Here is a 14,669-nt window from a genome sequence, read left to right on the forward strand (position 1 = left end):
GGCCGCTCCGCCGGGCTCCGGCCGTCCGGCCGCTGCGCCGGGCCCCGGCCCTCCGGCCGCGTTCAGAGCGTCGGCGCGATGCCCGGTCCCGGTCCCAGGTCCCTGGCCTGGTACGGGGCCGGGTCCGTGACCCAGCCCGCGGCCAGGACCAGGCGGGAGTCGCGGTCGGCGGCGAGGAAGCCGAAGGGGCGGTCGAAGGCGACCCGGACGACCGTGGTCTCGTAGCGGAACTCCGGAAGCCCGCCCGCCGTCATCGGCACCGCCGTCACCGCCGCCGCCCGGAACCCCAGCGCGCCGAACTGGGCCACCGCCGACTGCCGGGCCTCGCCGACGGCCAGCGGACGGTCGCTCACCCCCGGGAAGTGCCCGGTCCGGGCGTCCATCGCCGTGGTGAGCCCGAACAGGCCGGACAGGGCGAGCAGATCGTGGTCGGCCCGGACCTCGTACGCCACCGTCCGCACGTCCAGCGTCCTCGGTTCCGGTGTGACGGCCGGCTGCTGCTCCACATGCAGGCCGGGGCCGACATGCCCGTGCGGCAGGGCGCCGCCCGCGGTCAGCGGCAGGCCGCGCTCCACGATGCCGACCCCGGCCGCCAGCACCTGACCCGGAGCCATCCGCTCCTCGCCCAGGACCAGATGGACATCGACGCCGTTGTCCCCGGGAACCGTCAGCGCGGTGACGAAGCCGTCCGGGGTGCCTGCCACCCCCACCCGGTCCGGCCGCACACTGCGCCGGTGCAGTCCGCGCAGGGTACGGCCCTGCCAGGGCCCGGTGTCCGGCAGCAACGGCAGCTCCATGAACGGCTGGCGCCACCGGGTCCGCAGCGCCAGCGCGCCGGCCAGCACCATCCGGGACTCACGGGTCAGCGTCACCGGCATCCGCTCGACCAGCCCGCCGGTCCGCTCGGCCGCCCACGCGTCCAGCCGCTCCTGCGCGGTGACCAGGTCGTCCCCGAACCGGCCGTGGGTGCCGGCGGGCAGCCCGGCCCGCCACTCCTCGCGCAGCACCAGCCCGTGGTGCGTCCACAGCCCGAGCGCCGCGTCCAGCCCGGACACCGACGCGAGCCCCGCCAGCAACTCCCGCGCGGCCCCGGCCGCCTGATCGGCCGGCACCCCCAGGGCACCGGCCAGCTCCGCGCGCGCCGGGCCCGCCGCGCCGTCGGCCAGAAAGGCCAGCAGGGGCCACACACCCGGCGCCGAGAACACCGTCCCCCCGGTCAGGGCCTGCGCCCAGCGGGCCGTCAGTCCGTTGACCCGCCGGACCGTCTCCTCGGCCACCCCGCTCACTCGTGCCCCTCCCGGTCCGCCCTGCTCATTCCCACCCCGGCCCCCCGGTCGTCCCGTGCCCGTCCGGGGCCGTGTTCCGCCCCCGCCCGGGCCCCGCTTAACATGCGGCCAGTCGTACGTCAGTCCAGCCGCCGGCCGGCCGCCGGTCCTGTGCTGCCGCCGCCCGACCCAGGAGCACGGTACCGGTGTCCATACCCCCGCCTTCCGGCCCCCACCAGCCAGAAGGGTCCGTTCCGCCGCACCGGGAGCCGTACGGCCCGCCGGCTCGTCCCCAACCCCCGGGCGCGTCCCCGGGGTTGCCCGTGTACCAGCCGTGGACCCAGGGCTACCGCCCGCACAACGCCCCGGCGCCGGTCAACGGCCTCGCCATCGCCTCCCTGGTGCTCGGGGTGCTGTGTTTCGTGCCCGGCGTGGGACTGGTGCTCGGGCTGACCGGGCTGCGGCAGATCCGCCGGCGCGGCGAGCGCGGCACCGGTCTGGCCGTGGGCGGCGCGGTGCTGTCCGGGGTGGGACTGCTGCTGTGGGCGCTGCTGTTCGCCACGGGCGGTGTCTCGGCCCTGTGGCACGGAATCAGAGAGGGCGCACGCGACGGCGCCGCCGTCTCGCTGACGGAGGGCCAGTGCTTCAACGCGCCGGGCGGTGCGCTGACCGGTGTGACCTACGACGTGGACACGGTGCCGTGCACCGGCGTGCACGACGGTGAGGTCTTCGCGTCCTTCCGGCTGCCGGGCGGCGGCCCGTACCCGGGGGACGACGAGGTCGCCGACACCGCCGACCAGCGCTGCCAATCCCTGCGGGACGGTTACGCGATGGACGGCTGGGCCGTGCCCGGGTACGTCGAGGTGTACTTCCTGACGCCGACCGAGGACAGCTGGGCGGCCGGGGACCGCGAGGTCACCTGCGTGTTCGGCCACACCGACGAGGGCGGCGAGCTGACCGGGTCGCTGCGCAACGACGAGACCGACCTGGACGCCGACCAGGTCGCCTATCTGAAGGCCGCTCACGTGCTCAACGCGGCGCTGGAGACCGCGCCCGACGAGGAGTACGCGGAGGACGACCTGGCGGGCCACAAGGCGTGGGCCGGCCGGGTGGCGGCCGCGCTCGGCGAGCAGGCCCGCATGCTGCGCGCGCACTCCTGGCCGGACGAGACCGCCGGGCCGGTCGCCGCGCTCGCCGCCGGCCTGGACAAGGCGCGCACGGAATGGGCGAAGGCGGCCGGGGCCGGGGACGCGGACGGCTTCACCGCGCACTACGAGAACGGCCTGGACCTGATCGATCCGGTCCGCACGGTGATCGTCCGGTCGGTCCTGGGGCTGGCCACCACCCCGCCCACGGCAGGGGACGTCGAGGGAAGCGGCGGCCGCATGCAGGTGTGAGCCGGTGCGGACCGAGGGCACCTATACGGCAGGAAAAGTGCCTGCGTAAAGGCGTACCCGCCGCCACGTCATCACATCGGGTGATTCTCTGGCCTCTGCTTGCACCGCTGAACCCACGGTTGCCAGGCTGTTGCTGTCTGTACAACCTGAGGGGAGTGGCCAGTGGCTTTCGGTGAGCAGCCGGCGTATCTGCGTGTCGCGGGTGATCTCCGCAAGAAGATCGTCGACGGCTTGCTGCCGCCCCACACCCGGCTGCCCTCGCAGGCCCGCATCCGCGAGGAGTACGGCGTCTCGGACACGGTCGCGCTGGAGGCCCGCAAGGTGCTGATGGCCGAGGGGCTGGTCGAGGGCCGCTCCGGCTCGGGCACCTATGTGCGCGAGCGGCCCGTGCCCCGGCGGGTGGCCCGCTCCGGATACCGCCCGGCCGGCGGCGCGACCCCCTTCCGGCAGGAGCAGGCCGACACCTCGGTGCGTGGCACCTGGGAGTCCAGCAGCGAGCAGGCCGAGGCCGGCGCGGCCGTCGCCGAGCGGCTCGCGATCCAGGCCGGCGACCGGGTCATGTGCACCCGGTACGTCTTCCGGGAGGCCGGCGAGCCGATGATGCTCTCCACCTCCTGGGAGCCCCTCGCGGTCACCGGCCGCACGCCCGTGATGTTGCCCGAGGAGGGCCCGCTCGGCGGGATGGGCGTGGTCGAGCGGATGCGGGCCATCGACGTCATCGTGGACAACGTCACCGAGGAGGTCGGTGCCCGCCCCGGCCTCGCCGAGGAGCTGCACCTGCTCGGCAGGGTCCCCGGCCATGTGGTGCTGGTCGTCCAGCGCACCTACTTCGCCTCCGGCCGCCCGGTCGAGACCGCCGACGTGGTCATCCCGGCCGACCGCTACCGGGTCGCCTACCACCTGCCCGTGAGGTGACCCCGGCCCTGCGAGTCGTGGGGCGGTGCGCGCGGAACCCCGTGCTCCGCTCGGAGTGAGCTAGCGCACATCCCGCGCGCCGCCGACGCCGCCCGCCGACCGTCGCCGCCCTCTCCCGAAGCCCGGAGATCCGGCCGTCTGCCCAGGTGGGCGCCTGCTGGACCCGGTGGACCCCCGACCCGGGGCGGTGCCGTCCCCGACGGCGCGTTCGGCCGCGCGCGCCCCCGGCGTTCTGGCTGGTTGCGTACCTCTTTGTGAAAAGCCGTATGCGCAGCGTGAAGGTAGGGCGTACGCTCGGGCATATGCGGAGTGCGGTTTCCTTGTCCGCGGAAGGCGGGTGGAACGGTGCGGGAAGGGGCACGGGCGGTGGGGGCGATGAGTGAGGGGGCGGTCTCCCTGCCCTGGATCCTGATACGGCAGGACGACAACGGCAATCGCTACCGCGTCGCCCGGTACGCGACCCGGGCGGAGGCGCAGAAGACCGCCGACAGCCTCGGCGGCCAGGGCCGCGAACAGCTGTACTGGGTGGAGCGCATCGGCCAGAACGGGGACGGCGGGCAGAACTGACCGGGCGCGCGCTCCCGTAGGCTCCCCTCCATGACGCGCACGACTGCCCAGGTGGAACCGATCGTGGTGGTGGGGGCCGCGCTGCTCGACGGCGGCCGGCTGCTCGCCGCGCGCCGCAGCGCGCCCGCGGACCTGGCCGGGCGCTGGGAGCTGCCCGGCGGCAAGGTCGAGCCCGGCGAGCGGCCCGAGGACGCCCTGGTGCGCGAGCTGCGCGAGGAGCTGGGTGTCGACGCCGAACCGGTCGAACGCGTGCCGGGGCAGTGGCCGCTGCGCACGCCGTACGTCCTGAAGGTGTGGACCGTCCGGCTGTGCCCCGGCTCGCCCGCCCCCCGGCCCCTCCAGGACCACGACGAGCTGCGATGGCTCACCCCGGACCGCATCTGGGAGGTGGACTGGCTGGACCAGGACGTCCCGGCGGTACGCGAGGTCACCACCCGCTGGCCCGAGAGTCCTGACCAGCTCTGACAAAGCCGACGCCGGCACGCCCGGGCCTCCCTGGCTTCCGCGTGGATTCGGCCCTTCGGGCCAGCGGGCTCCGTGCGCCCGTCCGGCTTTCCGGGTTCCCGGGGCTCCGTGACTTCTGGGTCGACGCTTCCCGGCGCCCCCGCCCCCGGACCCCGCGAAGCACCCCGTACGCCGTTCGTGCCACAGTGCGCCGTGCTGTGCGGTACTGCCTGCCGGATATCGGGTATGTCCCCATTAACCCCACGAAACCGGACATGGTGGGCTCCCGCTGGCCTGGGAAGTGATCGGCGTGATCGACACCGATGGCGGCTGCGCCGAGTGGACGTTTCCCGCGGAGCCGGGCGCCGTGCGCTCCGCCCGCGCGGTGGTCCGGGGCCAGTTGCACGGCTGGGACCTGGACTGCGTGGCCGACCTCGCCGCGCTGCTCGTCAGCGAGCTGGTCACCAACTCGCTGCGGCACGCCACCGGCCCCATCGGCGTACGGCTGCTGCGCCCCGCCGCACTGGGCGACACCCTGCGGGTGGAGGTCTCCGACCCGCTCCCCGACCCCCCGCGGGAACGCGTCGCCCATCCCGAGGACGAGAGCGGGCGCGGCCTGCAACTGGTCGCCGGCTCCTCCCGCCGCTGGGGAACCCGCCCCGGGGAGAAGGGGAAGACGGTCTGGTTCGAGCTGGCGGTACCCGGGTAGCGGGGCACCCACGGGGCACGGGGGTGTACGGCCGTCTACGTGCCGTACGGCGCGCGCGCCGGGGGCGCACACGGTTCGGCGGCGTGTGGTTCGGCGGTGTGTTCCCTGGTTAGAAGAGTGGAAGTGTTGTCACGGACCGGTCCGAAAAACATCTGGACCGACCTGTGATCGTGAACACCGTGTCCTGTGGCGCCGTAGTGCTGGATACTGCGGGCAGCCGCCCCCGGTGACCGGTGCCGGACGCGGTGAGCTGGAGGGGACGGTTCGCGTGAGCGAGATACCAGCGAAGGCCACGGAGTCCGAGGACCCGTCGGACGGCGCGAGGAGTCAGGCCGCACAAGCGGAGGCGGCGGCCGGTGACGCCATGTGGCAGAGCAGTCCGCCCGGTTCCATCTACGACTACATCCGGGTGGCGTCCTTCTCCATCGGCCCCGGCGGTCTCGTCGACCAGTGGAGCCTGCGCGCCGAGCAGCTGTTCGGCATTCCCGCCGACCGCGCCGTCGGCATGGACCCCATAGAGGCATTCGTCGATCCCGACCTGCGCGAGCGCGGCCAGCGGAAGATGGCCGAGATCCTCGACGGGCGCGAGTGGACCGGAGTGGTGCCGTTCCGGATGCCGGACCGGCCGGACGGCACCCGCGGCGAGGAGGGCCTGGCCGAGGTGTACGTCATGCCGACGCACACCGCCGAGGGCGAGAAGGCCGCCGTCTGCATCGTCGTGGACGTACGCACCCTGCGCAGCATCGAGACCGACCTCGCCGCCTCACAGGCGATATTCGGCCAGTCGCCCTTCGGTTTCCTGCTGATCGACACCGACCTGCGGGTCCGCCGCGCCAACGAGCGCTTCGCCTCCATCTTCGGCGGCACCCCCGACGACCACCGCGGCAAGGGCGTGCACGACTATCTGCCGCGCCCCGAGGCCGAGCGGGTCTCGGCCACCCTGCGGCGGGTGCTGGAGACCGGCGAGTCCATCACCGACATGCACGTCACCGGGTACGTGCCCGGCTCCGAGGAACGCCGGCACTGGTCCATCAACCTCTACCGCGTGCACAGCGGCAGCGGCCGGCCCATCGGTGTCGCCTGGCTGGGCACGGACATCACCGCCCGCCGGGCCGCCGCCCGCGAGGCCGCCGCCGCCCGCCGCAACCTCGCGCTGCTCAACGAGGCCGGCGCCCGCATCGGCAACTCCCTCGACCTGGAGACCACCGCCCGGGAACTCCTCGACGTGGTCGTCCCCGGCTTCTGCGACCTGGCCACCGTCGACCTCTACCAGGGCCTGCTGGCCGGAGACGAGACCCCGCCCGGCCACGCCGACGGCAGCGCCGAACTGCGCCGCGTCGCCTTCGCCAGCGCCGTCTCCGGCGCCCCCTTCAGCAGCGCCGGGAAGCCCGTCGACGTCGGCGCGGTCCACCACTTCCCGTTCCACTCGCCCTGCGCCGAGGCCCTGCGCACCGCCCGCCCGCAGCGGGTGCCCGCCGAGGAGGGCGGCCTGGTGCAGTCCACGCTGGCCGTGCCGATGGTCGCCCACGACACGGTCGTGGGACTCGCCCAGTTCGCCCGCACCAAGGGCAGCGAGCCGTTCGGCGACCGGGACCGGGACCTCGCCGTCGAACTGGCCGCGCGCGCCGCCGTCTGCATCGACAACGCGCGCCTGTACCGCCGGGAACACGAACGGGCGCTGATACTGCAACGGTCCCTGCTCCCGCCCGGCGACCCCGAGGCGTCCGGCCTGGACATCGCCTGCCGCTATCTGCCCGGCAACGCGGCGACCGAGGTGGGCGGCGACTGGTTCGACGTCATCGAACTGCCCGGCCACCGCACGGCACTGGTCGTCGGCGACGTGATGGGCCGGGGCCTGCGCGCGGCCGTCGCGATGGGCGAACTGCGCACCGCCGTACGCACCCTGGCGCTGCTGGACCTGGAACCGGCGGAGGTGCTCTCCGCGCTGGACGAGATCGCCCGCGGCCTCGGCACGCCGGGCGGGATCCAGCAGGCCACCCGCACGGCCCGGCAGCCCAGGGACGCCGACCTGTCCGAGGTCTACCTCGCGACCTGCGTCTACGCCGTCTACGACTCCGTCACCAGACGATGTACGTTCGCCAACGCGGGCCATCTGCCGCCGGTGCTGGTCGAGCCCGGCGAGCCGGCGCTGATGCTCGACGTGCCGCCGGGCATGCCGCTCGGCGTGGGCGGCGAGCCGTTCGAGGAGGTCGAGGTCGAACTGCCGGAGGGCGCGCTGCTCGCCCTGTACACGGACGGTCTGGTCGAGTCCCGGGACCATCCGCTGGACGAGGGCCTCCAGGCGTTCATCGGGGCGCTCACGGACCCCTGCCGGCCGCTGGAGGACGTCTGCGACCACGTCCTCAGCACCCTCGACACCCACCACGGCGAGGACGACATCGCCCTGCTGATGGCCCGGGTGCAGGGGCTGCCCGCGGACTCCGTCGGGGACTGGACGCTGCCCCGCGAGCCGCGCAGCGTGGGCCGGGCCCGCGAGTACGCCCGCGACCGGCTGCAGTCCTGGGACCTGGAGCCGCTGATCGACACGACCGAGCTGCTGGTCAGCGAGCTGGTGACGAACGCCCTGCGGTACGGCGAGGGGGAGATCCGGCTACGGCTGCTGCTGGACCGCACGCTGGTGTGCGAGGTCTGGGACTCCGGCCTGGTCCAGCCGCGCCGGCGACGGGCCCGGGACACCGACGAGGGCGGACGGGGCCTGCAACTGGTCGGGCTGCTCAGCGCGGCGTGGGGCTCACGGCGGACACCGCGCGGCAAGACGGTGTGGTTCGAGCTGCCGTTGCCCGGCGGAGAGGGCGCCCTCACCGACCCGGCGGAGGCCCTGCTGAGCCTGTTCTGACACGTCCTCCGCCCACCGCCCGGCGTCCGGGGCGGGAGTCACGCGCGGTGGCGGGACCTCGTGCGCGGGCCGCCGTAGGACGCCGGGGGGCCCGCGTCCGCGTCCTCGGCGAGGAGGATGCCGCCCAGCACCGCGCCCGGCAGTCCCGCCGTGTCCCCTTCCACGTCGGCGTACGGCCTGCCGTGGGTCCGCACGTCCAGCCCGGCCAGCTCCCGCGCCTCCCCGGCCACCACGTCGGCCCGCCCGGCGTGCCCCGCGCCCAGCTCCCGTACCGCCTCCGCCAGCCGGGCCCGGGCCGCCGTGCCCACCGCCGCCCGGTGCACCGACACGTACTCCTCCGCGCCCTCCACGGAGCACCGCGCCACCAGCAGCGCCGCGCGCTCCAGCGCCCCGGATCCCGCCCCCGGCACCGGCCGGGCGGCCCGGGTGATCCGGCGCAGCAGGTCCAGCGGGTCACCGGTCCCGGCGGCCCACTCCTCGCGCGCCGCCCGCGCCGCGCCTCCCCGAGCCGCCGTCGCTTCCGTCTCCGCGGCCGCCAGCGCGTCCGGCACCAGCATGGCCGCCTCCGCCAGTCGCGCCGCGAGCCGCTCCACCCCGCCCACCAGCACCCCGGCCTGGGCCACCGCGCCCTCGCCCGCCCGCAGCCGGCACACGGCCCGCCCGGTGTCGCCCGCGTCGGCGGCCCGACGCGCCTCGTCGAGCCGGGCGGTGGCGAACAGCAGCCGGTCCCCGGCCTGTTCGGCATACCCGGCGACCGACTCGGAGGCCGAGGCCGGGTACCGCGCACGGAGCTCCGCCAGCGTCTCCCGAGCGGCCGCCACCCGCGCCGTCAGCTCCCTCGACCGCCCCTCGGCCACCTCCAGCCCGGCCGGGTCCAGCCCCCGCTCCCCGAACCCCCGCAGCCGGTCCAGCGCCTCCGCCTCCGCGTCCAGCCGCCGGCCCGCCTCCGCGCACCGGCCGGTCACCCCGGCCAGTGCCTGCCGCCGGGCGCCCGCCTCCCGCGGGGCCCCCTGCTCGTAGCGCCGCCAGATCGCGAACGCCGCCGCCGACTCGGTCTCGGCGGCCCGCAGCGCCCGCTCGAACCGCTCGGTCCGCCCCGCCCCGAACCGCTCCCGGACGAAGGTCAGTTCCTCCCCGCTGGTGCGTACGCAGTCGTCGGCCAGCCGCAGCGCCGCCCGGGCCTGCCGTTCGGCGTCCTCGGGGGAGGGAGCGGACGGGCGCGCCGGGACGGTCCCCGGAGTCGTCCGGGTGCGGGCCCGCCGGACGCGCCGCAGCCGGCCGTACCCGGCCAGGGCCACGGCCGCGACCCCGGCGAGGAGCGGCAGCACCAGGTCGGCGGTCGACGTCCCCTCCGGCCGCGGCGGGGCGGAGCGGGCCGTGGTGCCGGCGCGAGCCGCGGGAACCGCATCGGGGGCCCCGACCGTCATGAGCGGCAACACCAGCCACACGGTCCCCGTCACGACGCCCAGCAGGGCATGCGCCACCCGTACCCGTATGTGCGCCGTGGCACGCCGGGGCCGGCCCCGGATCAGGAAGGACGTCACCTTTCGGAGCGTATGGGCGGCTTGACGGCTCCGCCAGCGGGGCGGATACGGGTGGGGAACCAGCCACAGAGGGGGCGGAATGAGCCAGAGTCGGATGGACGGGACCCGGGGCGACGACGGCCACGCCGACGGAGACCCGGCCGGCCGGAACCAGGCGCCCGCCTCCCAGGCACCCGAGAGCCGACCGGCCGGAACGGACGCGGACCGCGGCAGCGCGGACACACCGGTCCCGGCCCGAAGCCCGCACCCGCCCCCACGGCCGAAGCCCGCCCCGGACACCGGCCCCGGCCCGGCCCCCGATTCGGCCTCCGCACCCGCCTCGGACCCCGCCCCGGGCCCAGCCCTCGACTCCGCCCCGGCGCCGAAGCCCGCCTCCCCCTCCCGCCCCCGCAAGCGCCGGATCCTCCGTCTCCTCGGGGCCCTCCTCGCCTTCCTCCTGCTGCCGTTGCTCACCGCCGAGACCGCGCTGCGGATCAACTACACCGGTGACCCGGCGCCCGGTACCCGCACCCGGCACCGGGACGCCCTCTGGCTGGGGCACGCCTGGGTGGACGGGCGGAAGACCGACCGGGACGTGCGGGAGCTCGCCCGGCGGCTGCGCGACACCGGCATCCGGGACCTCTACGTCCACTCGGGCCCCCTGGAACACGACGGCACCCTGCCCGCGTCGGCGTACCGGAAGGCCCACTGGTTCACCGACGCCGTGCACCGGGAACTACCCGGCGTCCGGGTGCAGGCCTGGCTCGGCGACGTGCTGGCCACCGAGACCCCCGACGGGCTGCGCCTGGAACGCGCGGCCACCCGGACCGCGATCCTCGCCTCCACCCGGGCCGTCCTCGACGCCGGGTTCCAGGGCGCGCACTTCGACCTGGAACCCCTGCACTCCGGCGACCGGAACTACCTCGCCCTCCTCGACGACCTGCGCGACCTCACCCACGCCCGGAGCGCGGTGCTGTCCGTCGCCGCCCACCAGATCGACCCGCTGCCCGCCTTCCACTCCTTCTGGGGCACGACCACGGGCCACCCCAAGTGGTGGTCGCAGGCGTACTTCGGGCAGGTGGCCCGCCGGGTGGACCAGATCGCCGTCATGTCGTACGACACCATGCAGCCGACGCAGAGCCTGTACGGCGGGTACGTCGCCCAGCAGACCAGCCTCGCCCTGGAGGTCACCCCCGAGGGCACCGACCTGCTGATGGGCCTGCCCTTCTACCACGAGAACCGGTTCGGCCACTGGGCGCACGCCGAGACCGTCCCGGCCGCCGTGCGCGGGGTCCGGCTCGGCCTGAGCCGCACCGACGCCGGCCGCGCCCGCTTCGGCGTCGCCCTGTACGTCGACTTCGCGGCCACCGAGGCGGACTGGCGGGCGTACCGGGACGGCTGGGCGGCTACGCCCCCGACCGCCTCCTGATCTTCGAACCCAGCCACACCAGCGGGTCGTACTTGCGGTCCACGGCCCGTTCCTTCAGCGGGATCAGCGCGTTGTCGGTGATCTTGATGCCCTCGGGGCACACCTCCGTGCAGCACTTGGTGATGTTGCAGTAGCCCAGGCCGTGCTCGTCCTGCGCGGCGCGCCCGCGGTCCAGGCCGGCCCCGGCCGCCGCGTCCAGCGGGTGCATGTCGAGCTCGGCGACGCGCATCAGGAAGCGCGGCCCGGCGAACGCCCGCTTGTTCTCCTCGTGGTCGCGCACCACATGGCAGGTGTCCTGGCACAGGAAGCACTCGATGCACTTGCGGAACTCCTGCGAGCGGTTCACGTCCTCCTGGAACATGCGGTACTCGCCCGGCCCGAGCCCGTCCGGCGGCACGAAGGCCGGGACCTCCCGCGCCTTGTCGTAGTTGAAGCCGACGTCCGTCACCAGATCGCGGATCACCGGGAAGGCGCGCAGCGGGGTGATGGTGATCGTCTCGGCGCGGTCGAAGACCGACATCCGGGTCATGCACATCAGCCGGGGGCGGCCGTTGATCTCCGCCGAACAGGAACCGCACTTGCCCGCCTTGCAGTTCCAGCGCACGGCCAGGTCGGGCGCCTGGGTGGCCTGGAGGCGGTGGACGATGTCCAGCACCACCTCGCCGTCGTTGACCTCGACGGTGAAGTCCTCCAGGCCGCCGCCCCCGGCGTCGCCCCGCCACACCTTGAAACGGGCCTCGTAGCCGCTCACTCGTACAGCTCCTCTTCGGCGAGGTACTTGACCAGCTCCTCCTTCTCGAAGAGGGCGAGCAGGTCCGGGCGGATGGGTTCGGTTCGCTCGCGGGCGAGCCGGATCTGCGCCCGCGCGGGGTCGGCCGCCGCGAGGCCGCCGGTGGGGTCGGCGAGGGAGCACAGCAGGTTCACGTTGCGCCAGGCGCGGTCCATCGCCGGGTGGTCCTCGCGGGTGTGCCCGCCGCGCGACTCGGTGCGCTCCAGCGCGGCCCGGGCCACGCACTCGCTGACCAGCAGCATGTTCCTCAGGTCCAGGGCGAGGTGCCAGCCGGGGTTGAACTGGCGGTGGCCCTCCACCCCGGCCCGCCGGGCCCGTACCCGCAGCTCGGCCAGCCCGCGCAGGGCCTGCTCCATCTCGCCCTCCCGGCGGATGATGCCGACCAGGTCGTTCATGGTCTGCTGGAGCTCCTGGTGCAGGGTGTACGGGTTCTCCGGCGGACCCGCCTCGCCCCCGGCGCCCACGGAACCCCCGGCCCCGGCGGCGGACTCATCGGCGGCGCCGGCCGTGAACGGGCGCAGTGCCTCCGCCGCCGCCGTGTCCACCTGGGCCTCGTCCACCGGCGGGCGCCGGTCCGCGAGCCCGTGCGCGTACTCGGCCGCGTACCGGCCCGCGCGGCGGCCGAACACCAGCAGGTCGGACAGCGAGTTGCCGCCGAGCCGGTTGGAGCCGTGCATGCCGCCGGCCACCTCGCCGGCCGCGTACAGTCCGGGCACCCCGCGCGCCGCCGCCGTGTCGGAGTCGACCGCGACCCCGCCCATCACGTAGTGGCAGGTCGGCCCGACCTCCATCGGCTCCGCCGTGATGTCGACGTCCGCCAGCTCCTTGAACTGGTGGTACATCGACGGCAGCCGGCGCCGGACCACCTCGGCGGGCATCCGGGTGGAGACGTCGAGGAACACCCCGCCGTGCGGGGAGCCCCGGCCCGCCTTCACCTCGGCGTTGATCGCGCGGGCCACCTCGTCGCGGGGGAGCAGTTCCGGCGGGCGGCGGTTGTGGTCCGGGTCCGCGTACCACCGGTCGGCCTCCTCCTCCGACTCGGCGTACTTGTCCTTGAAGACGTCCGGGACGTAGTCGAACATGAACCGCTTGCCCTCGGAGTTCCTGAGCACCCCGCCGTCCCCGCGCACCGACTCGGTGACCAGGATGCCCTTCACCGACGGCGGCCAGACCATGCCGGTCGGGTGGAACTGCACGAACTCCATGTTCACCAGGGGAGCGCCCGCCAGCAGCGCCAGCGCGTGGCCGTCCCCGGTGTACTCCCAGGAGTTGGAGGTGACCTTGAAGGACTTGCCGATGCCGCCGGTCGCGAGGATCACGGACGGCGCCTGAAGCACCAGGAAGCGGCCGGTCTCCCGCTCGTAGCCGAAGACCCCCGAGACGCGCTCGCCGTCCTTGAGCACGCGGGTGACGGTGCACTCCTGGAAGACCTTCAGCCGGGACTCGTAGTCACCGGTTGCCCGGTGGTCCTCCTGCTGGAGCGCGACGATCTTCTGCTGGAGGGTGCGGATCAGCTCCAGCCCGGTGCGGTCGCCGACGTGCGCGAGGCGCGGGTACTCGTGGCCGCCGAAGTTGCGCTGGGAGATCCGGCCGTCCGCCGTCCGGTCGAACAGCGCCCCCCAGGTCTCCAGCTCCCACACCCGCTCCGGGGCCTCCCGGGCGTGCAGCTCGGCCATCCGCCACTGGTTCAGGAACTTGCCGCCGCGCATGGTGTCGCGGAAGTGGACCTGCCAGGTGTCGTTCTCGTTGGCGTTGGCCATCGCCGCCGCGATGCCGCCCTCGGCCATCACCGTGTGCGCCTTGCCGAACAGCGACTTGCAGATCACGGCCGTACGGGCACCCCGCTCGCGGGCCTCGATCGCGGCCCGCAGCCCGGCGCCGCCGGCACCGACGACCACGACGTCCCACTGCTGCCGTTCCACCGCTGCCATCAGAAGAACCTCGGATCGTCGAAGACACCGGACGCGACCAGGTACACGTAGAGGTCGGCGAGCGCCACGCTGAGCAGCGAGGCCCAGGCCAGCTGCATGTGGCGGGCGTTGAGCGCCCCGACGAACTGCCAGGCGCGGTAGCGCAGCGGGTGCTTGGAGAAGTGCTTGAGCTTGCCGCCGACGATGTGCCGGCAGGAGTGGCAGGAGAGGGTGTACGCCCAGATCAGCACGATGTTGGCCAGGAACACCAGGGTGCCCAGGCCCATGTGCCCCCACCGGTAGTGCTGGTCCCGGAAGGCCAGCACGGTGTCGTAGGTGAGCACCCCGGCCACCAGCAGGGCGGCGTAGAAGAAGTACCGGTGGACGTTCTGCAGGATCAGCGGGAAGCGGCTCTCACCGGTGTAGGAGCGGTGCGGCTCGGCCACCGCGCAGGCGGGCGGGGACGCCCAGAAGGCGCGGTAGTACGCCTTGCGGTAGTAGTAGCAGGTCAGGCGGAAGCCGAGCGGGAAGACCAGGATGATGATCGCGGGCGAGATGCCCCACCAGCCGCCGAACAGATCGGCGTTGGGGCCGGCGCGCATGGCGTGGCAGTTCTCCGCCAGGCACGGCGAGTAGAACGGCGAGACGTACGGCGCCGCGTAGTAGTCGGCGTTCGCGAAGGCCCGCCAGGTCGAGTAGACGACGAAGGCGAGCAGACCGGCCGCGGTGCAGGCGGGTGCCAGCCACCAGCGGTCGGTCCGCAGATGCGGGGCGGTGATCGCGGCGCGCGTACCGGTGTGTACGCCGCCGCGCTGCCGGGGGGATTCCGTACCAGTGGCCAAGTCGGGACTCCGGTCGGTAGC

Annotated in this window: 12 protein-coding genes; 7 read left to right on the forward strand and 5 right to left on the reverse strand. The window is 74.4% G+C overall.

Features of this window, described 5'->3' with window-relative positions; genetic code table 11:
* Window positions 1–62: 62 nt before the first annotated feature.
* The gene (locus tag IE251_RS02130; protein ID WP_373301959.1) at window positions 63–1,286 is read right to left on the reverse strand and encodes a serpin family protein; all 1,224 of its coding nucleotides are present in this window, start codon (window positions 1,284–1,286) and stop codon (window positions 63–65) included.
* A gap of 296 nt (window positions 1,287–1,582) precedes the next feature.
* Between IE251_RS02130 and IE251_RS02135 the strand changes: the two genes are divergently transcribed.
* The 6 genes from IE251_RS02135 to IE251_RS02160 all read left to right on the forward strand — a co-directional run bounded on the left by IE251_RS02135 (window position 1,583) and on the right by IE251_RS02160 (window position 8,154).
* A complete protein-coding gene (locus IE251_RS02135) occupies window positions 1,583–2,662 on the forward strand; it encodes a DUF4190 domain-containing protein (protein WP_189751166.1) in 1,080 nt (359 codons plus the stop codon).
* A 162-nt stretch (window positions 2,663–2,824) separates the two neighbouring features.
* Entirely contained in the window at window positions 2,825–3,577 is a 753-nt protein-coding gene (locus tag IE251_RS02140; protein WP_189751167.1) for a GntR family transcriptional regulator, read from the forward strand.
* Between the two features lie 375 nt (window positions 3,578–3,952).
* On the forward strand, window positions 3,953–4,144 hold the full coding sequence (locus tag IE251_RS02145) for an SPOR domain-containing protein (protein ID WP_189751168.1): 192 nt from the start codon (window positions 3,953–3,955) through the stop codon (window positions 4,142–4,144).
* 30 nt (window positions 4,145–4,174) lie between these two features.
* Complete coding sequence (locus IE251_RS02150; RefSeq protein WP_189751169.1) at window positions 4,175–4,609, forward strand: (deoxy)nucleoside triphosphate pyrophosphohydrolase; 435 nt, start codon at window positions 4,175–4,177, stop codon at window positions 4,607–4,609.
* Window positions 4,610–4,889: 280 nt separating this feature from the next.
* Window positions 4,890–5,297, forward strand: coding sequence for an ATP-binding protein (locus IE251_RS02155; protein ID WP_229896539.1), 408 nt, complete (start codon window positions 4,890–4,892; stop codon window positions 5,295–5,297).
* A 268-nt stretch (window positions 5,298–5,565) separates the two neighbouring features.
* The gene (locus IE251_RS02160) at window positions 5,566–8,154 is read left to right on the forward strand and encodes a SpoIIE family protein phosphatase (protein ID WP_189751170.1); all 2,589 of its coding nucleotides are present in this window, start codon (window positions 5,566–5,568) and stop codon (window positions 8,152–8,154) included.
* Window positions 8,155–8,192: 38 nt separating this feature from the next.
* Here IE251_RS02160 and IE251_RS02165 read toward each other — a convergent pair whose 3' ends face one another.
* A complete protein-coding gene (locus IE251_RS02165) occupies window positions 8,193–9,698 on the reverse strand; it encodes a coiled-coil domain-containing protein (RefSeq protein ID WP_189751171.1) in 1,506 nt (501 codons plus the stop codon).
* A 79-nt stretch (window positions 9,699–9,777) separates the two neighbouring features.
* On the opposite strand from IE251_RS02165, the gene IE251_RS02170 reads away from it, so the two are divergent.
* Window positions 9,778–11,106, forward strand: coding sequence for a glycoside hydrolase family 18 protein (locus IE251_RS02170; RefSeq protein WP_229896540.1), 1,329 nt, complete (start codon window positions 9,778–9,780; stop codon window positions 11,104–11,106).
* On the opposite strand, the gene IE251_RS02175 is transcribed toward IE251_RS02170, so the two are convergent.
* Genes IE251_RS02175 through sdhC form a run of 3 tightly spaced genes read right to left on the reverse strand, consistent with a single transcriptional unit; the run spans window position 11,084 to window position 14,648 of the window.
* The gene (locus IE251_RS02175) at window positions 11,084–11,857 is read right to left on the reverse strand and encodes a succinate dehydrogenase/fumarate reductase iron-sulfur subunit (protein ID WP_189751172.1); all 774 of its coding nucleotides are present in this window, start codon (window positions 11,855–11,857) and stop codon (window positions 11,084–11,086) included. The genes IE251_RS02170 and IE251_RS02175 overlap by 23 nt on opposite strands.
* Window positions 11,854–13,827 carry a fumarate reductase/succinate dehydrogenase flavoprotein subunit gene (locus tag IE251_RS02180; RefSeq protein WP_189751173.1) on the reverse strand — a complete coding sequence of 658 codons (1,974 nt, stop codon included), beginning with the start codon at window positions 13,825–13,827 and terminating at the stop codon, window positions 11,854–11,856. The genes IE251_RS02175 and IE251_RS02180 overlap by 4 nt, the downstream gene beginning before the upstream one ends.
* Window positions 13,827–14,648 carry a succinate dehydrogenase subunit SdhC gene (gene sdhC, locus IE251_RS02185; protein WP_189751174.1) on the reverse strand — a complete coding sequence of 274 codons (822 nt, stop codon included), beginning with the start codon at window positions 14,646–14,648 and terminating at the stop codon, window positions 13,827–13,829. Before sdhC ends, IE251_RS02180 begins: the two co-directional genes overlap by 1 nt.
* Window positions 14,649–14,669: the final 21 nt, after the last annotated feature.

Origin of the sequence: Streptomyces eurythermus (assembly GCF_014649115.1) — a bacterium.
In the GTDB taxonomy this organism is placed as follows: domain Bacteria; phylum Actinomycetota; class Actinomycetes; order Streptomycetales; family Streptomycetaceae; genus Streptomyces; species Streptomyces eurythermus.

Excerpts from the sequence above, each read along its gene's own strand:
- IE251_RS02145 (WP_189751168.1), top strand. The coding sequence starts at position 3,953 with ATGAGTGAGGGGGCGGTCTCCCTGCCCTGGATCCTGATACGGCAGGAC.
- IE251_RS02170 (WP_229896540.1), top strand. The coding sequence starts at position 9,778 with ATGAGCCAGAGTCGGATGGACGGGACCCGGGGCGACGACGGCCACGCC.
- IE251_RS02150 (WP_189751169.1), top strand. The coding sequence starts at position 4,175 with ATGACGCGCACGACTGCCCAGGTGGAACCGATCGTGGTGGTGGGGGCC.
- IE251_RS02180 (WP_189751173.1), bottom strand. The coding sequence starts at position 13,827 with ATGGCAGCGGTGGAACGGCAGCAGTGGGACGTCGTGGTCGTCGGTGCC.